General features: G+C 65.4%; 20 protein-coding genes. 10 read left to right on the forward strand and 10 right to left on the reverse strand.

From position 1 onward, the window contains the following. Positions 1-27: 27 nt before the first annotated feature. Together P5W98_RS04545 and P5W98_RS04550 are read right to left on the reverse strand one after the other, a co-directional pair. The gene (locus P5W98_RS04545; protein ID WP_421023467.1) at positions 28-492 is read right to left on the reverse strand and encodes a RidA family protein; all 465 of its coding nucleotides are present in this window, start codon (positions 490-492) and stop codon (positions 28-30) included. Between the two features lie 61 nt (positions 493-553). Then, positions 554-1753 (reverse strand): PLP-dependent aminotransferase family protein, encoded by a 1200-nt coding sequence (locus P5W98_RS04550; RefSeq protein WP_434718381.1) that lies wholly within the window; start codon positions 1751-1753, stop codon positions 554-556. Between the two features lie 202 nt (positions 1754-1955). On the opposite strand from P5W98_RS04550, the gene P5W98_RS04555 reads away from it, so the two are divergent. From P5W98_RS04555 to P5W98_RS04590, 8 genes are all read left to right on the forward strand, one after another. Further along, positions 1956-3449, forward strand: a complete 1494-nt coding sequence (locus tag P5W98_RS04555) for a PLP-dependent aminotransferase family protein (protein WP_434718382.1) — start codon at positions 1956-1958, stop codon at positions 3447-3449. Between the two features lie 129 nt (positions 3450-3578). Then, entirely contained in the window at positions 3579-5492 is a 1914-nt protein-coding gene (gene htpG, locus P5W98_RS04560; protein ID WP_434718383.1) for a molecular chaperone HtpG, read from the forward strand. A 166-nt stretch (positions 5493-5658) separates the two neighbouring features. Next, positions 5659-6342 carry a chorismate--pyruvate lyase family protein gene (locus tag P5W98_RS04565; RefSeq protein WP_434718384.1) on the forward strand — a complete coding sequence of 228 codons (684 nt, stop codon included), beginning with the start codon at positions 5659-5661 and terminating at the stop codon, positions 6340-6342. Then, positions 6339-6839, forward strand: coding sequence for a DNA-deoxyinosine glycosylase (locus tag P5W98_RS04570; RefSeq protein WP_434718385.1), 501 nt, complete (start codon positions 6339-6341; stop codon positions 6837-6839). The genes P5W98_RS04565 and P5W98_RS04570 overlap by 4 nt, the downstream gene beginning before the upstream one ends. A 155-nt stretch (positions 6840-6994) precedes the next feature. Next, on the forward strand, positions 6995-7915 hold the full coding sequence (locus P5W98_RS04575) for a spermidine synthase (protein WP_421044153.1): 921 nt from the start codon (positions 6995-6997) through the stop codon (positions 7913-7915). Between the two features lie 315 nt (positions 7916-8230). After that, on the forward strand, positions 8231-8473 hold the full coding sequence (locus P5W98_RS04580) for a DUF3311 domain-containing protein (RefSeq protein WP_434718386.1): 243 nt from the start codon (positions 8231-8233) through the stop codon (positions 8471-8473). Beyond that, entirely contained in the window at positions 8470-10020 is a 1551-nt protein-coding gene (gene mctP / locus P5W98_RS04585; protein ID WP_421023479.1) for a monocarboxylate uptake permease MctP, read from the forward strand. Before P5W98_RS04580 ends, mctP begins: the two co-directional genes overlap by 4 nt. Positions 10021-10157: 137 nt before the next feature. After that, positions 10158-11387, forward strand: coding sequence for an FUSC family protein (locus P5W98_RS04590; RefSeq protein ID WP_434718387.1), 1230 nt, complete (start codon positions 10158-10160; stop codon positions 11385-11387). 55 nt (positions 11388-11442) lie between these two features. Here P5W98_RS04590 and P5W98_RS04595 read toward each other — a convergent pair whose 3' ends face one another. The 5 genes from P5W98_RS04595 to P5W98_RS04615 form a co-directional block, all read right to left on the reverse strand. Beyond that, positions 11443-11874, reverse strand: coding sequence for a VOC family protein (locus P5W98_RS04595; RefSeq protein WP_421023481.1), 432 nt, complete (start codon positions 11872-11874; stop codon positions 11443-11445). A gap of 335 nt (positions 11875-12209) precedes the next feature. After that, positions 12210-13169 carry a transaldolase gene (tal, locus tag P5W98_RS04600; protein WP_434718388.1) on the reverse strand — a complete coding sequence of 320 codons (960 nt, stop codon included), beginning with the start codon at positions 13167-13169 and terminating at the stop codon, positions 12210-12212. A gap of 205 nt (positions 13170-13374) precedes the next feature. Continuing rightward, positions 13375-14592, reverse strand: coding sequence for a benzoate/H(+) symporter BenE family transporter (locus P5W98_RS04605; protein ID WP_421079183.1), 1218 nt, complete (start codon positions 14590-14592; stop codon positions 13375-13377). 89 nt (positions 14593-14681) lie between these two features. Beyond that, complete coding sequence (locus P5W98_RS04610; protein WP_434718389.1) at positions 14682-15854, reverse strand: vWA domain-containing protein; 1173 nt, start codon at positions 15852-15854, stop codon at positions 14682-14684. A gap of 45 nt (positions 15855-15899) precedes the next feature. Next, entirely contained in the window at positions 15900-16751 is an 852-nt protein-coding gene (locus P5W98_RS04615; protein ID WP_421079184.1) for an AAA family ATPase, read from the reverse strand. 390 nt (positions 16752-17141) lie between these two features. Between P5W98_RS04615 and P5W98_RS04620 the strand changes: the two genes are divergently transcribed. Next, on the forward strand, positions 17142-17507 hold the full coding sequence (locus P5W98_RS04620; RefSeq protein ID WP_213296775.1) for a c-type cytochrome: 366 nt from the start codon (positions 17142-17144) through the stop codon (positions 17505-17507). A gap of 76 nt (positions 17508-17583) precedes the next feature. After that, positions 17584-17967 (forward strand): c-type cytochrome, encoded by a 384-nt coding sequence (locus P5W98_RS04625; protein ID WP_421023486.1) that lies wholly within the window; start codon positions 17584-17586, stop codon positions 17965-17967. A 166-nt stretch (positions 17968-18133) separates the two neighbouring features. Here the strand turns inward: P5W98_RS04625 and P5W98_RS04630 are convergent, their stop codons facing one another. From P5W98_RS04630 to rsxB, 3 genes are all read right to left on the reverse strand, one after another. Then, complete coding sequence (locus P5W98_RS04630; protein WP_421023487.1) at positions 18134-18568, reverse strand: DUF1841 family protein; 435 nt, start codon at positions 18566-18568, stop codon at positions 18134-18136. Positions 18569-18665: 97 nt separating this feature from the next. Then, positions 18666-19310 (reverse strand): endonuclease III, encoded by a 645-nt coding sequence (gene nth / locus P5W98_RS04635; RefSeq protein WP_421044146.1) that lies wholly within the window; start codon positions 19308-19310, stop codon positions 18666-18668. Beyond that, positions 19307-20212, reverse strand: coding sequence for an electron transport complex subunit RsxB (gene rsxB / locus P5W98_RS04640; RefSeq protein ID WP_434718390.1), 906 nt, complete (start codon positions 20210-20212; stop codon positions 19307-19309). The genes nth and rsxB overlap by 4 nt, the downstream gene beginning before the upstream one ends. Positions 20213-20311 lie beyond the last annotated feature (99 nt).

The following is a 20311-nucleotide window of genomic DNA, read 5'->3' on the forward strand; positions in this document are numbered from 1 at the left end:
CAGGCCGGGCAGCTATACACCGAATGCTTACTCGACTTCGGCGATCAGCTCGATCTCCACGCACGCGCCGAGCGGAATCTGCGCGACGCCGAATGCCGAACGCGCGTGCTTGCCTTTCTCGCCGAACACCTCGGCAATCAGTTCGGATGCGCCGTTCGTGACGATGTGCTGCTCGGTGAAGGTGAGCGTCGAGTTCACGAGGCTCATCAGCTTGACGATGCGCTTGACCTTGTTGAGGTCGCCCACGTGGGCATGCAGCGTGGCGAGCAGGTCGATCGCGATCGAGTGAGCGGCGGCCTTGCCTTCCTCGGTCGTGAGCGACTCGCCCAGCTTGCCGGCCCAGACCTTGCCGTCCTTCTTCGCAATGTGGCCCGAGAGGTACACGGTGTTGCCGCTTTGCGCGCTCATCACGTAGGCCGCGGCGGGGGCGCCGGCGGTCGGCAGTTCGATGCCGAGTTCTTTGAGGCGGTCGTAGACGTTGAGGTCAGCCATGATCAGGAGTCCTTTCGCAGTAAAAGTGAAAATGAAGATGGGTTTGAGTAGCGCGCTCGCCTCAGAGGCGCGCGCGGATGAGTTTCGCGAGCGTCGCCACGCCTTCCTCGATCTTTGCGGGCGGCACGGTCACGAACGACAGGCGCAGCTTGTTGTGCTGCGGCTCGCTCGCGAAGAAGGGCGCGCCCGGCACGAAGGCCACGTTTTGCGCGACCGCTGCTTCGAGCAGTTTCATGGTGTCGATGCCCTCGGGCAGCGAGACCCACACGAACATGCCGCCTTCGGGGCGGTTCCAGCTCACGCTCTCGGGCATGTTGCGCGCGAGCGCATCGAGCATCGCTGCGCACTGGTCGCGGTAGAGCGCGCGCACCTTGGGAATATGGGTGTCGAGAAAGCCGTCCTTCACGACCTCATGGACGACGCGCTGGGTGAAGCTCGGCGTGTGCAGGTCGGTGGCCTGCTTGGCCTGCACCAGTTTGAAGTGCAGCTCCTCGGGCGCGATGATGTAGCCCACGCGCAGGCCCGGCGCCAGCACCTTCGAGAACGAGCCCAGATGGACGATGCGTTCGGGCGCCATCGAGAGCAGCGTGGGCAGCGGCTGGCCCGCGTAGTCGAGTGCGCCGTAAGGATCGTCCTCGATGACCGGGAAGGGCGCGCCCTGCGCGAAGCGGGCGAGCGCCTCGCGCCGTTCGAGCGGCAGGCGGCGGCCCGTTGGGTTCTGGAAGTTTGGGATGGCGTAGAGCAGGCGCGCGCCCTGGGTGAGTTCCGGCGTGAGGCTTTCGGGCACGAGGCCATGCTCGTCGGTGGGGACCTGCACGTAGCGCGGCTCGTAGAGCGAGAACGATTGCAGCGCCCCGAGGTAGGTGGGCGTTTCGACCAGCACGGGGCTGCCCGGCGAGACCAGCACCTTGCCGAGCAGGTCGAGCGCCTGCTGCGAGCCCGTGGTGATGAGCACCTGCGACGCGCGGATCCTGGCGCCGCCCACCGAGTAACGCTCGGCGACCCATTCGCGCAGCGGCAGGTAACCCTCCGTCGCGCTGTACTGGAGCGCGCCGGTGGGGTTCTCGCGCAGGATGCGGTCGGCGGCTGCGCGCATTTCCTCGACCGGGAAGGACGCCGGCGCGGGCAGGCCGCCCGCGAATGAAATGACCTCGGGCCGTTCCGTTACCTTCAGGATTTCGCGAATCGCCGAGCTGGTCAGCTTGATCGCACGCTCGGACAGTTGCCACGCGGGGGCAGCCTTGAGATCGCTTTGGTCCATGAGGTCTCCTTGTTGAGGTCGGGAACGAGGGCTTGAACGGGCGCCGAACTTTCAATTATGGCGCGAAACCTGCTCGCGCGGATGTATTGCACGACAGAGGAATGCGAGCCTTACCGGTCGGTATTCGAAGAAATGTACCGGTATGGTCGCAGACAGTAACGGTACAATCGCTCCGATAGTGTTCTGTACAGTTGGAGCCGCCATGTCGTCCGTACCCCATGCGTCTGTCCCTCTTGACCAGATTCCGGCGCCGCACGACGCCGCCACGACCACACTCGTCGATCAGCTGGTCCAGTGGGGCCGCCGCCGCATCGAAGAGCGCGTGTTCCGCCCCGGCATGCGCATGCCGTCCATCCGCAAGCTCGCGCTCGACAAGGGCGTCTCGCGCTTCACGGTGGTGGAGGCCTACGAGCGCCTCGTCGCGCAGGGCTACCTGGATTCGCGGCGCGGCTCGGGTTTCTATGTGCGCGAGCGGCTTGCGGTGGTGGCGCCGCTGGAGCACCGTCCCGCTGCGCCCGACAGCGGCGTTGATGCGGCGGCCGAGCCCGCGCCGCCGCCCACCCTCGACGTCGTCTGGCTGCTGCGCAACATGCTCCATTCGTCGACGCACCCGGAAAAGGGGCCGGGGCTCGGCTACCTGCCCGCGCGCTGGCTCGACGGTGAGCTGCTGGCGGGGGCGATGCGCTCGCTCGGACGCCAGAGCGGCGCGCAGCTGCTCGGCTTCGGTTCGCCGCAAGGCTTCCTGCCGCTGCGCCAGCAGTTGCAGACGCGTCTTGCCGAGTTCGAGATCGGCGCGACGCCCGAGCAGTTCGTGATGGTCTCGGGCGTCACTCAGGCCATCGATCTGCTGGCTCGCCTGTACGTGCGGCCCGGCGACACCGTCGTGGTGGGCGACCCCGCGTGGTTCCAGATGTTCGGCCGCTTCGTCTCGCAAGGCGCGCGCCTCGTGGGCATGCCGTACACGCCCGAGGGGCCGGACCTCGACGCGCTCGAAGCGCTGGTGGCGACGTGGCGGCCGAAGCTGCTCGTCATCAACTCGGTGCTGCAGAACCCCACCGGTACTTCGCTCACGGCGGCGCAGGCATTTCGCATCCTGCGCCTCGCGGAGCAGTACGACTTTCTCGTCGTCGAAGACGATATCTACGGCGATCTCTGCCCGGCGGGCTATCCGGCCACGCGCCTCGCGAGCCTCGACCAGCTGCGCCGCGTGATCTATCTCGGCAGCTTTTCGAAGACGCTCGCGCCCAATTTGCGCGTGGGCTTCATCGCGAGCGCGCTCGACGTGGCGCAGGCGGTCGCGGACCAGAAAATGCTGGTGGGCATGACGAGCCCCGAGCTCAACGAACGAGTGCTGTTTCGCGTGCTTACCGAAGGCCATTACCGGCGCCACGTAGAGCGCCTGCGCGCGCGGCTGGACGCCGTGCGCGACAAGGCCGCGCGCATGCTCGAGCGCGCAGGCTGCAAGCTCTTCGTCGCGCCGGGCGCGGGCATGTTCCTGTGGGCCGACACCGGCGTGGACGCCGACGCCCTCACGGCCGCGGGCCACGAGGCAGGCTTCCTGCTCACGCCGGGCAGCCTTTTTTCGCCGCACCAGTCGCCCACCACGTGGATGCGCTTTAACATCGCGAACTGCGGCGACCCGGCGCTGCCGACCTTTCTCGCCGGCTATCTGGACGGGGCGGCGCGGCGCGCCTGAAATTCGCCTGAAACCTGCCTGAAAACCCTTGAAACCGGCGCGGCGCGTCCCCATATGCGCGCCCAAAGCGCTGCGCAACGGGCACGCGCGGCCGATCTTACTTACTGCAACGAACGAGGACTCCCGACCATGGCACAAGAAACCATGAGCTTCCAGGCGGAAGTGAAACAGCTTCTGCACCTGATGATCCATTCGCTGTACAGCAACAAGGAAATTTTCCTGCGCGAGCTGGTTTCGAACGCATCGGACGCCGCCGACAAGCTGCGCTTCGAAGCGCTCGCCAACAGCGCGCTTTATGAGAGCGATCCGAACCTGCGCATTCGCGTAGGCTTCGATAAGGCCGCGCGCACCATCACCATCGACGACAACGGCATTGGCATGAGCCACGACGAAGCCGTGGCCAACCTCGGCACGATCGCGCGCTCGGGCACCAAGGAATTCTTCGGCAAGCTCTCGGGCGACCAGCAAAAGGACGCGGCGCTGATCGGTCAGTTCGGCGTGGGCTTCTACTCGGGCTTCATCGTCGCCGACAAGATCACCGTCGAAACGCGCCGCGCGGGCCTGCCCGCAAGCGAAGGCGTGCGCTGGACGAGCGCCGGCGAGGGCGAGTTCTCGGTCGAGATGATCGAGCGCGCGCAGCGCGGCACCACCATCACGCTGCATCTGCGCGAAGGCGAAGACGAACTGCTTTCGGCATGGAAGCTCAAGTCGATCATCCAGAAGTACTCGGATCACGTCGGCCTGCCCATCGAGATGAAGAAGGAAGAGTGGGACGCCGAAAAGAAAGAGATGGTCACGAAGGACGAGTACGAGACCATCAACCAGGCGAGCGCGCTGTGGACGCGCGCGAAGAACGACATCAGCGACGAGCAGTATCAGCAGTTCTACCAGCACCTCGCGCACGACCACATGAATCCGCTCGCGTGGACGCATAACCGCGTCGAGGGCCGCAGCGAATACACGCAACTGCTCTACGTGCCGTCGCATGCGCCGTTCGACATGTGGAATCGCGATCACAAGAGCGGCCTGAAGCTTTATGTGAAGCGCGTGTTCATCATGGACGAAGCCGAGCAACTGCTGCCGAATTACCTGCGCTTCGTGAAGGGCGTGGTCGATTCGAGCGATCTGCCGCTCAACGTCTCGCGCGAAATCCTGCAGGAAAGTCGCGACGTGAAGGCGATTCGCGACGGCGTGACCAAGCGCGTGCTGTCGATGCTCGAAGAGCTCGCCTCGGCGCAAACCGATGCCGAAGCGAAGGAAGAGGACAAGGCGAAGTTCGCGACCTTCTGGACCGAGTTCGGCCAGGTGCTCAAGGAAGGCGTGGGCGAGGACCAGGCGAACGGCGAGCGCATCGCAAAGCTGCTGCGCTTTGCATCGACGCACAACGACACCGATGAGCAGACTGTCTCGCTCGCTGACTACGTCGCGCGCATGAAGCCCGAGCAGACGAAGATCTACTACGTGACCGCCGATACCTGGCAGGCCGCGAAGAACAGCCCGCACCTCGAAGTGTTCCGCAAGAAGGGCGTGGAGGTGCTGCTGCTCACCGATCGCGTGGACGAATGGATGCTGTCGTTCCTGAACGACTTCGACGGCAAGCCGCTCGCGAGCGTGGCGCGCGGCGACCTCGATCTGGGCGCGCTCAACGACGAAGAAAAGCAGCAGCAGGAGAAGGTGGGCGAAGAGCTCAAGCCGCTCGTCGAGCAGATGAAGGAAGCGCTCAAGGGCAAGGCCAAGGACGTGCGCCTCACGTTCCGGCTGACCGATTCGCCGAGCTGCCTCGTGGCCGATGAAGGCGACATGAGCGGTTACCTGCAGCGCATGCTCAAGGCCGCGGGCCAGCAGGCGCCGCAGATGCAGCCGATTCTCGAAGTCAATCCCGAGCATCCGCTCGTGAAGGCGTTGCGTACCGATAGCGCGGACTTTGGCGACTGGTGCCATCTGCTGTTCGATCAGGCGATGCTGGCCGAAGGCGGGGCGCTGGAGGATCCGGCGAGCTTTGTGAAGCGGACTAATGCGTTGTTGCTGGCGCGGGCGGGTTAATGTAGAAAGCACACGCTTCGCTTGCAGGAGGCGTGTGTTGAATTGCCGATCCCCTTACAGCCTCGTGCGATAAGGGGATTTTTCTTTGACGCATGGTTTCTCGCCGCTGCGTTGCGACGCTGCGCCCCGCAGCGAATTGAAATGCGTGCAGCCTATAATGCGCGCCATGCTCATCCGATTCGATGCCGCCGACGCGCACTGGCGCGTCGCGCCCCTCGCGGCCTTCAGTGCCGACCAGAAAGACTGGCTTACCCGCGGTGGTTCGCTGACCGCGCATCTGCGCGCGCTCGGCCATGTCGTCGTGCGCGTGACGCGCGAAGCTGTCGACATGCCCTGGCCCGACGAATACGCCGCCCTCGGCCTCGCGCCGCGCGCACGCGCGTGGGTGCGCGAGATCGTGCTCGAAGTCGACGGCGTGCCGTTCGTGGCCGCGCATAGTGCGACGCCGAGCGCGGCGAGCCACGGTATCTGGCAAGCCATGCGCCGCCTGCGCACACGCCCGCTTGCGGAGTTGCTTTACACCGATAGCGGCGTCGCGCGCTCGGCGCTCGTGAGCCGGCGCGTGAATGCGCGGCATCCGCTGCATGCGCTGGCCGCGCGCGAAACGCAGGGACATGTGCCGCATGTCTTTGTCGCGCGCCGTTCCGTGTTCGAGCGCAATGGCGCGCCGCTCCTCGTGACGGAATGCATGCTGCCTGCGTTGTGGGCGCGTCTTGCGTGTCTGGCGGGCGATGCGCAACCGGCGGCGCCCGCACACGCCACTCACTCGGCACGCGAGCGCGGGCCGCTTGGCCATACGGCCTCGCGCGCCGCGCATGTGCCGCTTCCTCCAGCGGTTTTTCGAGGATGAGCATCAAGCGCTGCTTTGCGCCGGTCGTCGACGCGCATACGCGCGTACTGATTCTCGGCAGTCTGCCGGGCGAGGCGTCGCTGGCGCATCAGCAGTACTACGCGCACAAGCAGAACCGGTTTTGGCATCTGGTGGGCGAGGTGATCGGCGCCAACCTTCCAGCGATGGCCTACGACGCGAGGCTGCAAACGCTGCTTGAACATCGCATCGGTTTGTGGGACGTGGTCGCGCAGGCGCGGCGTGAGGGCAGTCTCGACGGCAATATCCGCGACCACGCAGGCAACGATCTCATCGCGTTGATCGAGGGGCTGCCCGCGCTCGAAGCGATCGCGTTCAACGGCGGCACGGCGGCGCGTATCGGCGGGCGCATTCTCGGGCCGCACGCGCAGCGCTTTCGCATCTTGCGGATGCCGTCCAGTAGTCCCGCTCATGCGTCGATGAATTTTGCCGCGAAGCTCGCGGCATGGCGCGCGCTGGGCGAGTTCGCCGTCGCCTAAAACCGGCCCGATGCGCCGCGAATGCTATGCTCTCGGTCGCCCGCGCAGTTGCGGCCGACATTGCATCCCAAGTTGCGTTTGAACTCGCACCCAAAACGCTGTGGATTGCGCATCCGCATCTGCTCCTCATAAGCAAGAAAGCAAAACATCTTCACATGACGACTCTCATCAAGCGTGCTTCGGCAGAAGCGCGCGCATTCAGCAAGACCCGCAGCAAGACCGCCTCGAAGCACGCCTCGAAGCACGCCGATGCCGACCTCGACAACGCACCGGTCATCGAAGCGCCGCGCAAGCCGCGCTTTGCACCTGTGACGTTCTCGGAAGAGGGCGGCGTGCGCTATCTGCATTTCGGCACCGAGTGGGTCCAGGGTGCGATGCGTCTGTCCAAACCGCAGCACATCGAGCTCGAATACGCTCAGCAGATGATGTCCTGGCTGCTGTTTCTCGCCACGCCGGCGCGCATCGTGCAGCTGGGCCTTGGCGCTGCGGCGCTGACCAAGTTCGCGCATCGCTACCTGCGTCCGGCGAAGGTCGAGGCAATCGAGCTGAACCCGGCCGTCGTGGTGGCCGCGCGCACGATGTTCGAACTGCCGCATGATGATGCACGCCTCACGGTGCGCGAACTCGATGCGTGGGACTTCGTGCACGACCGCGCGAACCACGGCACCATCGGCGCGCTGCAGATTGATGTTTACGACGCGACCGCGCGCGGTCCGGTGCTCGACAGCGTGGCGTTCTATCGTGCGGCGCGCGCGTGCCTCACCGATGCCGGTATTGCGACCATCAACCTGTTCGGCGACCACCCGAGCTATGTGCGCAACATGAAGCGCCTGAAGGAAGCGTTCGACGGCCGCGTGATCGCGCTGCCCGAGGTGCACGAGGGCAACCGCATTGCGCTGGCGTTCTCGGGTCCGGCGCTCGAAGTGAGCTGGGCGGCGCTCGAGAAGCGCGCGCGCCTGCTCGAAAGCAAGCTCGGCTTGCCGGCGCACCAGTGGGTGAAGGCGCTGCGTGAAGCCAACGCCGAAAACAGCAAGAGCAACAAGAACGACAAGGGCGGCGACACGTTCGCCATCTGACGCGCACCCCCGCGAGGCATCGCGGCGCGCAACGCAAGGCCGGCCCCATGACAAACGGGGCCGGCTTTTTTGTGTTTCGGATCACCAAGCTTTCTAAATGCTGACGACTCAGGGTCAAACGCACCGCCAGTCGTGTCTTGACAACATGATCTAAATTGGGGTCCGCCCTTCTTGACCCGTCGCTGCGGCATCGCTACTCTTTTCTGCGCTTTCGGGGACCTTGCGAGGCACGATCTCGCGGGCCAGGGGCCGCTCGATATCGGGCGGCGGACCACCTCGAAAACCCCATAACTACATAAGTAACGAGGAGACGTCATGGCTCACGACGCCGACGCCGCAAAAGCCAGCAAGCACTGGCTATGGCTGTTGATCTTGCCCTGGATCGCAATGATCTGGGTGCCGTCGTACAACAAGGTCGAGCCCACGCTGTGGGACTTCCCATTTTTCTACTGGTATCAGCTGCTCTGGGTGCTGATCAGCGCGATCATCACCGTGTTCGTCTATCTCAAGACCAAGGGTCGCTCGAAGAACCGCGGCAAGGCAGGGGGTGCGCAATGAACGTTACGGCAACCTTCGTCTTCGTCCTGTTGTTCATCGGCGTCACGATCGTCGGCTTCCTTGCCGCCCACTGGCGCAAGGGCGACCTCGCCCATATCGACGAGTGGGGGCTCGGCGGCCGGCGCTTCGGCACGATCGTCACGTGGTTCCTGCTCGGCGGCGATCTCTATACCGCGTACACCTTCGTGGCGGTGCCGGCGCTCGTGTTCGGTGCGGGGGCAACGGGTTTCTTCGCTCTGCCCTATACGATCCTGATCTACCCGTTCGCGTTCGTGGTGTTTCCCAAACTCTGGGCCATCGCCAAGCGTCACAGCTACGTCACTTCGGCCGACTTCGTGAGCGCGCGCTACGGCAGCCGCGTGCTCGCGCTCGCCGTCGCGGTCACTGGCATCGTCGCGACCATGCCTTACATCGCGCTGCAGCTGGTGGGCATCGAAGTGGTGATCGGCGGGCTCGGTTTCGACACCACGGGCTTCATCGGCGACCTGCCGCTCATCATCGCGTTCGCGATTCTTGCGGCCTACACCTACACTTCGGGCCTGCGCGCGCCGGCCATGATTGCCGTGGTGAAGGACGTGCTCATCTACATCACGATCATCGCGGCCATCATCGTGATCCCCGCGCAGCTGGGCGGCTTCGGCCATATCTTCGGCGCGGTGCCGCCGGCCAAGCTGCTGCTCAAGGCTCCTGATGCGACGAGCCTGAACGGCTATAGCGCTTATGCGACTCTGGCGGTGGGTTCGGCGCTCGCGCTGTTCCTGTATCCGCACTCGGTCACGGCGATTCTTTCGTCGTCGTCGGGCAACAGCATCCGCCGGAATATGGCGATGTTGCCCGCGTACTCGCTCGTGCTCGGCCTGCTCGCGCTGCTCGGCTACATGGCGCTCGCTTCGGGCGTGAAGGACATGCCGCAATATGCGCCGTACTTCAAGGCTTTCGGCCCGAATTTCGCGGTGCCGGCGCTGTTCCTGCAGTATTTCCCGTCGTGGTTCGTGGGCGTGGCGTTCGCGGCTATCGGCATCGGCGCGCTGGTGCCGGCGGCGATCATGTCGATCGCGGCCGCCAACCTCTACACGCGCAATATCCACAAGGAGTTCATCAACCGCAACATGAATCACGAGCAGGAGACCAACGTGGCCAAGCTGGTTTCGCTGATCGTGAAGGTGGGGGCGGTGGCGTTCATCCTGGGCCTGCCGCTCACGTATGCGATCCAGCTGCAGCTGCTCGGCGGCATCTGGATCATCCAGACGCTGCCCGCGATCGTGCTCGGCCTCTACACGCGCATGCTCGACTGGCGCGGCCTCCTGATCGGCTGGGCGGCGGGCATCGTCACTGGCACATGGATGGCGATTTCGCTGCACCTCAAGGGCTCGATCTTCGTCGTGCACCTGTTCGGCGTGGCCGTGCCGGGCTATGCGGCGGTGTGGTCGCTGATCGTGAACCTCGTGGTTGCCGTGGCGGTGTCGGTGCTCGTGCATCTGTTCGGCATGCAGAAGGGCGTGGACCGCACGCGGCCCGAGGACTATCTCGACGTGCAGGAAGGCTGATCCGCCGCGCAATTCGCGTTGCGCCTGCAATGCCCGCAACTTCACGGTTGCGGGCATTTGTTTTTCCGGTGCACCCTGCTTGCAGGGGCCGCTTTTTCCGCTAACTCGCGTCACGTCCAGCAGGCTGCTAGCGCACCATGACTACGTCCGATCACGACCACGATACCGAACCCGCAGCCGCTTCGGGCGATGCAGCGCGCCACGGCGCCAACGCTGCCTCGTATGGGAAGCCGCCGCGTCGGCGCTCGCGCGTGCGGGTGCGCGTGGAGAATTTCTGGCGCGCGCTCACCTCGCCGTTTTACCGCTATCGCAACGCCGGAATCATTCACGGCGTGCGCGTCGGGCTCGCGATGCTCGTGTCGATTCTCGCCACCACGGGCATCAACATTCCGCACGGCATCTGGGCGTCGGTCACGCTGCTCGTGGTGATCGGCGGGCTCCAGCACCACGGCAACATTCGCAAGAAGGCCGCCGAGCGCGCGCTCGGCACGGTGCTCGGCGCGCTCATCGGCCTCACGCTCATCATCGTGCAGGCGGTGACGGGCTTCACGTGGCTCACCTATTCGCTCATGGCGATCGTCGCGGCGGTGTGCAGCTACTATGCGATCGGCAAGGAGGGCTACGTGCCGCTCCTCACGGCCATCACGATGTGCATCGTCGCGGGCCACGGCGACAACCTCATCGACACGGGCTTGTGGCGCACGCTCAACGTGATGATCGGCATCGTGATCGCGCTGGCGTTTTCGTTCGCGCTGCCGCTGCATGCCACCTACTCGTGGCGCTACCGGCTCGCCGACAATTTGCGCGAGATTGCGCGCGTTCATGCCCAGGTGGTGAGCGGCGCGCAGGTGGATCCCGATGCGCAGGTCGAAGCTTTCCGGCGCCTGAACGCCCGGCTCGTGCAATTGCGCGGGCTGATGCCTTCGGTGGCGCGGGAAATCGATGTGCCGCTCGCGCGGCTCGAGCAGGTGCAGCGCCTGCACCGCGCGCTGCTCAGTTCGCTGGAAATGATGGCTACCGCCTTGGGCCATTACGAGCAGCAGCGCGTGCGGGCGGCCTTCGCGGGGTACGGCGAGAGCGTGCGCGTCGCGCTGCTGGCGACGGCCCGGGCGCTGCGTTTTGGCGGCACGCGGCATCATCCGGAGGCGGCGGCGCGGGCGCTGCGCTCGAGCCCGCTCGACGCGGCACCGGGTGCGATGCCCGCAGTAGTGCCGCCGCAGCAGCAGCCCGACACCGCGTCGCAGATGCAAGGGCCTTACTGGCTCGAACAGCGTTTCGAGGAGCAGGTGGGACAACTGCGTGCCTTGCTCCTCGAAACCGAGCCGAGATGGAACATCGAGCGCGCGCATTGGCGCCGCATGGTGTGATGTGCGCGCTCGCGAGCGTGCCGGGGCCGCTCAGGTGTGACTACCTGGTTGCCAATCAGGCGGTGGGACTTTCGGAATGCGGCGCGCTGACCATCCACGGCACGCCGAACTTGTCGGTGAGCATGCCAAAGCCCGGAGACCAGAAGGTCTTCTGGAACGGCATCGTCACCTGGCCGCCCTTGGCGAGCGCGTCGAAGTAGCGCTGCGCGGCGGCTGCGTCGGGTCCCGTGAGCGAGACGCCGAAGCCGGCGAACTTGTCGTTCTGCGTCATGCAACCGCCGTCCGACATCATGAACTGCGCGTCGCCGATCTGCAGCGTCGCGTGCATGATCTTCTCGGCGAACTCGGGCGGCATCGGGCGCTCGGGGTCGGGCGGGGCGTCCTTGAAGCGCATCTTGAACAGCTCCTGCGCGCCGAGCGCTTCGCGGTAGAACGCGATCGCCTGCTCACAGGTGCCGTTGTAAAACAGATAGGGCTGGATTTGCATCGTCGATTTCCTTGCGGACTTGTCCGGTGGGCGGTCCCACGATGGCCGGTCCCGTGAAGAAGCGTCGCGCAACCTGGGTGACGGGCGCGGCAGGGCGGGGCCGGGGATGGCGCGGCATGTTGCGCCGCTGGCCTGATTCTAGGCGCTTCGGGTGACCGTATGCGCGTTTCGGGAGCCGGTGTCGCCAGGGTTTGCGAGAGCGCATGCGGGAATGGCATTTGCGCCCAGCTGCGGGCTGTCGTGCCATGCAAAAAGGGCCGCACAGGGTGGATGTGCGGCCCTTTAAAAGGAATCGGCTGCTGCGGCCAGGTACGCTTTCGCGTGCTCGTGCGCGCTTAACGCGCGCGCAGCTCCTCGATCATCTTTTCGAGCTTGATCGCATCGGCGGCGAAGGCGCGGATGCCTTCCGCGAGCTTCTCCGTCGCCATCGCGTCTTCGTTGAGCTGGAAGCGGAACGACGGTTCGTCCACGGCCACGCGCGCGATCTGTGCGTCCTTGAACGCTTGCGTCGGGAGCTTGCGTTCGACCTTCTCGTTGCTGTCGTGCAGCTTTTGCAGCAGGTCCGGGCTGATCGTGAGCAGGTCGCAGCCGGCCAGCTCGACGATCTGGCTGGTGTTGCGGAAGCTCGCGCCCATCACCTCGGTTTGGTAGCCGAACTTCTTGTAGTACGCATAGATCTTGCGCACCGACTGCACGCCCGGATCATTCGCGCCGCCGTCCTTCGCGTCGTCCCAGTCGGCGCCCTTGGCCTTCTTGAACCAGTCGTAGATGCGGCCGACGAACGGCGAGATCAGCTGCGCGCCCGCCTCGGCGCATGCGGCGGCCTGCGCGAGCGAGAACAGCAGCGTCATGTTGCAGCGGATGCCGTCCTTTTGCAGCACCTCGGCCGCGCGGATGCCTTCCCACGTGGATGCGAGCTTGATCAGCACGCGCTCGCGCGGGATGCCGGCCTGCTTGTACAAATCGATGATGTGGTGCGCTTTGTCGATCGACTTCTTCGTGTCGAACGAGAGGCGCGCGTCCACTTCGGTCGAGACGCGGCCCGGAATGATCTTGAGAATCTCGGTGCCGAAGGCGACCAGCAGATGGTCGATGATCGACTCGACTGATTCGCCCGCGTGATCGCGCACGGTTTTTTCGAGCAGCGGCCGATACTCGGCCTTCTGCACGGCCTTGAGGATCAGCGACGGATTGGTGGTCGCGTCCTCGGGCTTGTACTGGACGAACTGCTGGAAGTCGCCCGTATCGGCGACGACGGTGGTGTACTGCTTGAGCTGATCGAGTGCGTTAGTCATGTCAGGCCTTGTGGGCGCATGTGCGCCGGCATCGGTGGGAGTTGAACGGCTTCGCGCTGTTGGCGTGGCGCCGGGCGCGAAGGGCGGCACACGATGCCGTGCCGGAAGGCACGGCTTACCTCATCATTTTATGGCGGATCGGGTGGCGATGCGATTACGCGAGCTTCGGCCACCCTCACGCGCCCTCAGGCACCCTCAGGCCCCTTCACGCCCGCCGCGCGTTCAGGATCACCTGGGTGATCACGCCTGCCACGAGCCCCCAGAACGCCGCGCCGATCGAGAGCAGCGTGAGCCCCGAAGCGGTCACCATGAAAGTCACGAGCGCCGCTTCGCGCTCGTGTGGGTTCTGCATCGCGTTGGTGAGTCCGCTCATGATCGAGCCGAACAGCGCGAGCGCCGCGATGGAGACCACCAGCGCGGGCGGAAACGCCGCGAACAGCGCTGCGATCGTCGCACCGAAGACACCCGCGATCAGATAGAAGAAGCCGCACCAGACAGCCGCCATATAACGCTTGGTGCGGTCTTCGTGGGCATGCGGGCCGGTGCAGATCGCCGCGGTGATGGCCGCGAGATTGATGCCGTGCGAGCCGAACGGGGCGAGCACGAGCGAGGCGATGCCGGTCGTGGCGATGAGCGGCGAGGACGGCGTGTTGTAGCCGTCGGCGCGTATCACGGCGATGCCGGGCACGTTCTGCGAGGCCATCGCCACGACGAAGAGCGGAATGCCGATGCTCACGATCGCCGACGCCGAGAATGCGGGCATGGTGAACACGGGCTTCGCGAGCGCCACATGGAAGTGGCTGAAGTCGAGCAGCCCGAGCGCGGCGGCGGCCGCGACGCCCACCACGAGCGTGCCGACGATCGCGTAGCGCGCGACCCAGCGCTTCATCAGCAGGTAAGCGAAGAACATCGTGAGCACGAGCGGCGTTTGCACCTGCGCGGCGTGGAAAATCTCGATGCCGATCTCGAACAGGATGCCCGCGAGCAGCGCCGCCGCAATGCCGGCGGGCACGCGTTTCATGAGCGCGTCGAACCAGCCGGTCACGCCCACGGCCGTGAGCAGTAGCGCGCACACGATATACGCGCCGATCGCCTCGGCATAGGGCACGTGCGGCAGCGAGCTGATCAGCAGCGCCGCGCCCGGCGTCGACCAGGCAATGACGGTGGGGGCGCGGTACCAGAGCGACAGCGCGATGGTGGTCACGCCCATGCCGATCGAGAGCGACCAGATCCACGAGGAGATCTGCTCGGGCGAGAGGTGCGCGGCCTGGCCGGCCTGGAACATCAGCACGAGCGAGCTGGTGTAGCCGGTCATCATCGCGACGAAGCCCGCGACGATCGTGGCAACCGAGGTGTCGGCGAAGGGGCGCAGCGGTCCGGGCCGGAATGTCGATGGCAGGTCCGGGGACGAAGGCGCGGTCATGCTGGAAATCTCCTTGTTTTATGGTTGTGTGCGCAACGGTCTGGCCGCGAGTGCGCGGCGCGGCGCTTCGATGCAGGCGGGCCGCGCGGCTATTTGCTCAGCACGCGCATGGCGGTTTCGAGCCCGGCGACGGTGAGCGGATACATGCGATGCCCGAGTATCTCGCGGATGATCGACACCGACTGGCGATACTCCCATAGCCGCTCGGGCTCGGGATTGAGCCACGCGAAATGCGGGAACTGGTCGGCGAGACGCCGCAGCCACACGGCGCCGGCCTCGGGGTTGTTGTACTCGACCGAGCCGCCCGGCTGCAGCACTTCATAGGGGCTCATGGTGGCGTCGCCGACGAAGATCAGCTTGTAGTCGGGCGTGAACTTGTGCAGCAGATCCCAGGTGGGCGTGCGCTCGGCGTGGCGCCGGCGGTTGTTCTTCCACAGGTAGTCGTAGACGCAGTTGTGGAAGTAGTAGAACTCGAGGTGCTTGAATTCGGCCTTCGCCGCCGAGAAAAGCTCTTCGGTGCGCTTGATGTGATCGTCCATCGAGCCGCCCACGTCGAGCAGCATCAGCACCTTCACGTTGTTGTGGCGCTCCGGGACCATCTTGAGGTCGAGCCAGCCCGCGTTGGCCGCCGTGCTGCGGATCGTGCCCGCGAGATCGAGTTCCTCAGCGGCGCCTTCGCGCGCGAAGCGGCGCAGGCGCCGCAGCGCGACCTTGATGTTGCGCGTGCCTATCTCGACCTGGTCATCGTAGTCGCGGTAGGCGCGCGCGTCCCACACTTTCACGGCGCTGCGCTGGCCGCCTTCGCCACCGATGCGGATGCCCTCGGGGTTATAGCCGCCGTTGCCGAACGGCGAGGTGCCGCCCGTGCCGATCCACTTGCTGCCGCCTTCGTGGCTCTCCTTCTGTTCCTCGAAGAGCTCCTTGAGGCGCTCCATGAGCTTGTCGAGCCCGCCCATCGCCTCGATCTGCGCGCGCTGCTCAGGCGTGAAGTCGCGTTCGAGCCGCTTCTTGAGCCAGTCTTCGGGAATCTCGAAGGCCAGCTCCGATTTTTTCTCGATGCCGCGAAAGTACGCGCCGAAGGCCTGGTCGAAGCGGTCGAAGTACTGCTCGTCCTTCACGAGCGTCATGCGCGCGAGGTAGTAGAAGTCGTCGAGCGAAGGCGCGATCACGCGTTCCTTGAGCGCTTCGACGAGCGTGAGGTACTCCTTCACGGAGACCGGCAGCTTCGCGTCGCGCAGCGTGTAAAAGAAGTCGATCAGCATGCAGGTTCTCCGGCCTTGCGAGCTTGCTCCGCGCTTGGCGCGTGGTCAGCGGTTATGACGGTTCATGTAGATGAGCCGCTCGAAGAGCGTCATGTCCTGCTCGTTCTTGAGCAGCGCGCCGGCGAGCGGCGGCATCGACTTCGAACCGTCCACCGCGCGCAGCGCGTCGGGCGGAATGTCTTCGGCGAGCAGCAGCTTGAGCCAGTCGAGCAGCTCGGAAGTCGATGGCTTCTTCTTCAGGCCCGCGACGTTGCGCAGCTCGAAGAAGCTTTCCATGGCCGCGCTGAGCAGATCCTTGCGAATGCCGGGGTAGTGCACCTCGACGATGCGCTGCATCGTGGCCGGGTCGGGGAAGCTGATGTAGTGGAAAAAGCAGCGGCGCAGGAACGCGTCGGGCAGCTCCTTCTCGTTGTTCGACGTGATGATGACGAGCGGGCGCTGCTTCGCTCTCACGAGCTCGCGCGTTTCGTACACGTAGAACTCCATGCGGTCGAGTTCGCGCAGCAAGTCGTTGGGGAACTCGATGTCGGCCTTGTCGACCTCGTCGATTAGCAGCACGCTTTGCTGCTCCGACTCGAACGCCTGCCACAGCACGCCCTTCACGATGTAGTTGCCGATATCTTTCACGCGCTCGTCGCCGAGCTGCGAGTCGCGCAGGCGCGAGACCGCGTCGTACTCGTAGAGGCCCTGTTGCGCCTTCGTGGTGGACTTGATGTGCCACTGCATGAGCGGCATGTCGAGCGCGGCGGCCACTTCCTCGGCGAGCATGGTCTTGCCCGTGCCGGGCTCGCCCTTGATGAGCAGCGGCCGTTTGAGGGTGATCGCGGCATTGACCGCGAGCTTGAGATCGTCGGTGGCGACGTACTGCGAAGAGCCTTCGAAACGCGTGGCGCGCATGATGAACCGCTCGCTAAAAAAATCTCAGTATAAGTCAGAAGGGGTGTTGGGCCGGGAGGGGCTCGCGTATCGTTGGGTCCGCCCGCGATGTGGACCTTTGCGCCACTCGTTTGCGGCTCGCAAGCAGTGCGCGAGACGCATCAGGGATGACCCGCACGTCACGCGCCAGGCCGCTCGCGAATATTTCACTCACGCCCGAGCCCCGTCCGGCGGGCGTCAGCGGGCCTTGCCCGGGCGGCAGCCCGGTGGACGTGCGGCGGGGCGTCGCGGTATACTCGGACCGATTTTTTTCGGCCTGCACGGCGACCCAAAAGTAAAACAGCAGTCATGCGTCGCAGGCCGTGGCCTGCGGTTCGGGCGTTCGAATCCCCTCAAGCCAGGTTGGATGCTATGAAAAAAATTGTCAGCAAGCACGTCATGTTTGGCGCATTGACAGTGCTGGCGGGCTTCGCGGCCTCGGCCCACGCGGATGTCGTGGGCGACGCGAAGGCAGGGCAGGGTAAGGTTGCGATGTGTATCGGCTGTCATGGTATTCCCGACTACCGCACCGCTTATCCCGAGGTCTATCACGTGCCGATCCTGGGCGGCCAGAACGCGCAGTACATCGCTAGCGCGCTGCACGGCTACAAGAAGGGTGATCGCCACTTCGGGACCATGCACGCGATCGCGGCGTCGCTGTCCGAGCAGGACATCGCCGATATCGCGGCTTATTACTCGTCGCAGACGGCCGCCACGAAAAACAATCCCGAGAAGTAACCGGCACGGGCGCTCTAGCGCAATGGGACCAGAGCAAGGCGCTAAAGCGCCAACTCTGGCCGACACAGGAGAATTCATGAACAAGCCCTATACGGCTGCGCGCGCGTCGCTTCTGAAGGCCGCCTCGGCGGCCGCCCTCACGCTTGCGTTCGGCGTGCAATCGGCGCAGGCCGCCGATGCCTCCAACGGCAAGGTGCTCGCCGACAGCCACAACTGTGCGGCCTGCCACGGCGTGAACCTGAACAAACCGGTGAGCCCCGATTACCCGAAGCTCGCGGGCCAGCATGCCGACTACATCTTTTGGGCGCTGCGCCAATATCAGATGGGCAACGGCAACGCGAATTTCGGCCGCAGCAATCCGATCATGCAGGCGCAGGTGCAGAGCCTCTCCGAGCGTGACCTGAAGGATCTGGCTGCTTACGTTGAATCGCTCAAGGGCGATCTGGTCGAGAAGAAGTAAGCGCAATCCGGCATGCGCCATGCGGCATGCATGGCGTTTGTGCGCGATGCGCTTGCGATTCATGCAAAAACACCCCGTGCGAGACGCGCTTCAGGCGCTTTCTCGCACGGGGTGTTTTTGCATGGGCCTGCGCGCTTTCGGCCCGCTCGCCGGCGGCGGCCCGGACTCAGTCGCGCGAGGCGCGCCGCTCGATGCGCGCGAGGTAAGCGTCGGTGTCGGGCGGCGTGTTGGTGCGCTGCGCTTCCCAGATCGTCTCGCCGAGACATTCCATGATGGCGTGCTGCGCGTCGTGGGTCGAGCCCATGCGCGCCGCAAGCCGGTCGTGGGCCGCGCGGATGCCCGGCGGCTGATCGATCGAAAGCTGCTCGCTGATCGCGAGATGCATCGACAGATGCAAAAAGGGATTGCTCTGCCCGCGCTCGGGTGAATAGTCCTGCGCGGAGGCGGCTTGGGCATCGGCGAGTTGCGCGTGGTACTCGGGATGCTCGACGATCCAGTCGGCGGCCATCGCCTCGAGCGGCGTGAGAATCTCGCCCGCGCGCTGCTTGCGCCAGGTCTCGGTGAAAAAATGGCGGACTTCGTCGCGGCTGGGATTGAACATCGGGTGCTGGATCGTGCAGTGGTGAGGGCGGGGTGGTCGGAGCCTGATTCCATGTGATGCGGTGGCTCAGGCCTCGATTTTACGCCGGGCCGGTTCGTCAGAGTTCGGGGGGCGGCGTCTTCGGCTTGAACTCGCACAGCGGCTCGATCACGCAATGCCAGCACTCCGGGCGGCGCGCCTTGCACACGTAGCGGCCGTGCAGGATCAGCCAGTGATGGGCGTCCTGACGGAACTCGGCCGGCGTGAACTTCTCCAGGGCGGTTTCCACGGCCTTGACGTCCTTGCCGGGCGCGAGGCCGGTGCGGTTGGCGACGCGGAAGATATGCGTGTCCACGGCGATGGTCGGATGGCCGAACGCCGTGTTGAGCACCACGTTCGCGGTCTTGCGCCCGACGCCCGGCAGCGCTTCGAGCGCTTCGCGCGTTTGCGGAACCTCGCCGCCGTGCTGCTCGATCAGGATCTTGCAGGTGGCGATGACGTTCTTCGCCTTGGTGCGATAGAGGCCGATCGTCTTGATGTAATCGGCGACGCCTTCCTCGCCCAGCGCGAGCACCGCCTGCGGCGTGTTGGCCACCGGAAACATCTTGCGCATGGCCTTGTTCACCGAAACGTCGGTGGCCTGCGCCGAGAGCATCACGGCGATCAGGAGTTCGAAAGGCGTCGTGAACTCCAGCTCGGTCGTCGGGTTTGGGTTGATGCTCTGGAGCGTCTCGTAGATGGCGCGGCGCTTGGTGGCGTTCATGCGGGCTTGTCGTTCTGATCGGCGTCCGGCGCGGGCTGTTCGGGCGTGGCTGCGCCCTCGGCCTTGCTGTCGGCCGAGCCCGCGTCGGCGGCGATGCCGAGACGCCGGCGGCGGGCCTCGGCGGCGTCGATTTGCGCCTGCACATCGGCGCTCACGTGCTCGGTGTTGCGCGGGCCGACGCCGCGTTCGGCGAGCTCCAGTTTCTTGCGCCGCGCGCGTTCGAGCGCGGCCTGGATGATGGCTTTTTTCTTTGCTTCGGCGTCGTCGGCGGGCGAGGCCGCAGCCGGCGAGGCTGACGCGGCCGAAGCGCCGGACGCATCGGACGCATCGGAAGCAGCTCCGGCGGGCGCCACCGCTGCGCGCCGCGCGGCAGCGCGCGCTTCCGCGGCATGACGCTCGGCGGCGAGCCGGGCCTGGCGGCGGTCGTGGCGCACGCGTGCTGCATCGGCTTGTTGCTGGGTCCACGCGTCCCAGCCCGTTGCGTCGCCGGTTACCGGAATCATCGCGATGCAGTCCACGGGGCAGGGCGCGACGCACAGGTCGCAGCCCGTGCATTGATCCTTGACGATGGTGTGCATCTGCTTGGGCGCGCCGACGATCGCATCGACCGGGCATGCCTGCATGCACAGCGTGCAGCCGATGCACAGTTGCTCGTCGATGAAGGCCACCGGGCGCGGCCGCTCGACGCCGTTCACGGGGTTGATCGGAATGACCGGCTTGCCGAGCAGCTTCGCGAGGCGCGCGACGCCCTCGGCGCCGCCGGGCGGGCACTGGTTGTAGCTCGCGGCGCCGGCGGCGACGGCTTCGGCATAGGGCCGGCAGCCGTCGTAGCCGCACTTGGTGCATTGCGTCTGGGGCAGCAGATCTTCGATGAGATCTGCGAGTGTCTTGGAATCGTTCACGGTTGCGATTGCTTGGCCGGCGGCGGCGTGGCTGCGCGAGCGCACGCCTGGGGCTTGCACGCCCAGGGGCTGCTCGCCCCGCGCCAAAGCCCGCATTAT

The organism is Paraburkholderia sp. A1BS-2L (genome assembly GCF_051125205.1).
In the GTDB taxonomy this organism is placed as follows: domain Bacteria; phylum Pseudomonadota; class Gammaproteobacteria; order Burkholderiales; family Burkholderiaceae; genus Paraburkholderia.

Coding starts and splice junctions, on each gene's coding strand:
- P5W98_RS04625 (WP_421023486.1), top strand. CDS start 17,584: ATGAACAAGCCCTATACGGCTGCGCGCGCGTCGCTTCTGAAGGCCGCC.
- mctP (WP_421023479.1), top strand. CDS start 8,470: ATGAACGTTACGGCAACCTTCGTCTTCGTCCTGTTGTTCATCGGCGTC.
- htpG (WP_434718383.1), top strand. CDS start 3,579: ATGGCACAAGAAACCATGAGCTTCCAGGCGGAAGTGAAACAGCTTCTG.
- P5W98_RS04590 (WP_434718387.1), top strand. CDS start 10,158: ATGACTACGTCCGATCACGACCACGATACCGAACCCGCAGCCGCTTCG.
- P5W98_RS04610 (WP_434718389.1), bottom strand. CDS start 15,854: ATGCTGATCGACTTCTTTTACACGCTGCGCGACGCGAAGCTGCCGGTC.
- P5W98_RS04555 (WP_434718382.1), top strand. CDS start 1,956: ATGTCGTCCGTACCCCATGCGTCTGTCCCTCTTGACCAGATTCCGGCG.
- P5W98_RS04550 (WP_434718381.1), bottom strand. CDS start 1,753: ATGGACCAAAGCGATCTCAAGGCTGCCCCCGCGTGGCAACTGTCCGAG.
- P5W98_RS04595 (WP_421023481.1), bottom strand. CDS start 11,874: ATGCAAATCCAGCCCTATCTGTTTTACAACGGCACCTGTGAGCAGGCG.
- P5W98_RS04605 (WP_421079183.1), bottom strand. CDS start 14,592: ATGACCGCGCCTTCGTCCCCGGACCTGCCATCGACATTCCGGCCCGGA.
- P5W98_RS04570 (WP_434718385.1), top strand. CDS start 6,339: ATGAGCATCAAGCGCTGCTTTGCGCCGGTCGTCGACGCGCATACGCGC.
- P5W98_RS04575 (WP_421044153.1), top strand. CDS start 6,995: ATGACGACTCTCATCAAGCGTGCTTCGGCAGAAGCGCGCGCATTCAGC.
- P5W98_RS04565 (WP_434718384.1), top strand. CDS start 5,659: ATGCTCATCCGATTCGATGCCGCCGACGCGCACTGGCGCGTCGCGCCC.
- tal (WP_434718388.1), bottom strand. CDS start 13,169: ATGACTAACGCACTCGATCAGCTCAAGCAGTACACCACCGTCGTCGCC.
- P5W98_RS04545 (WP_421023467.1), bottom strand. CDS start 492: ATGGCTGACCTCAACGTCTACGACCGCCTCAAAGAACTCGGCATCGAA.
- P5W98_RS04615 (WP_421079184.1), bottom strand. CDS start 16,751: ATGCGCGCCACGCGTTTCGAAGGCTCTTCGCAGTACGTCGCCACCGAC.
- nth (WP_421044146.1), bottom strand. CDS start 19,310: ATGAACGCCACCAAGCGCCGCGCCATCTACGAGACGCTCCAGAGCATC.
- P5W98_RS04630 (WP_421023487.1), bottom strand. CDS start 18,568: ATGTTCAATCCCAGCCGCGACGAAGTCCGCCATTTTTTCACCGAGACC.
- P5W98_RS04580 (WP_434718386.1), top strand. CDS start 8,231: ATGGCTCACGACGCCGACGCCGCAAAAGCCAGCAAGCACTGGCTATGG.
- P5W98_RS04620 (WP_213296775.1), top strand. CDS start 17,142: ATGAAAAAAATTGTCAGCAAGCACGTCATGTTTGGCGCATTGACAGTG.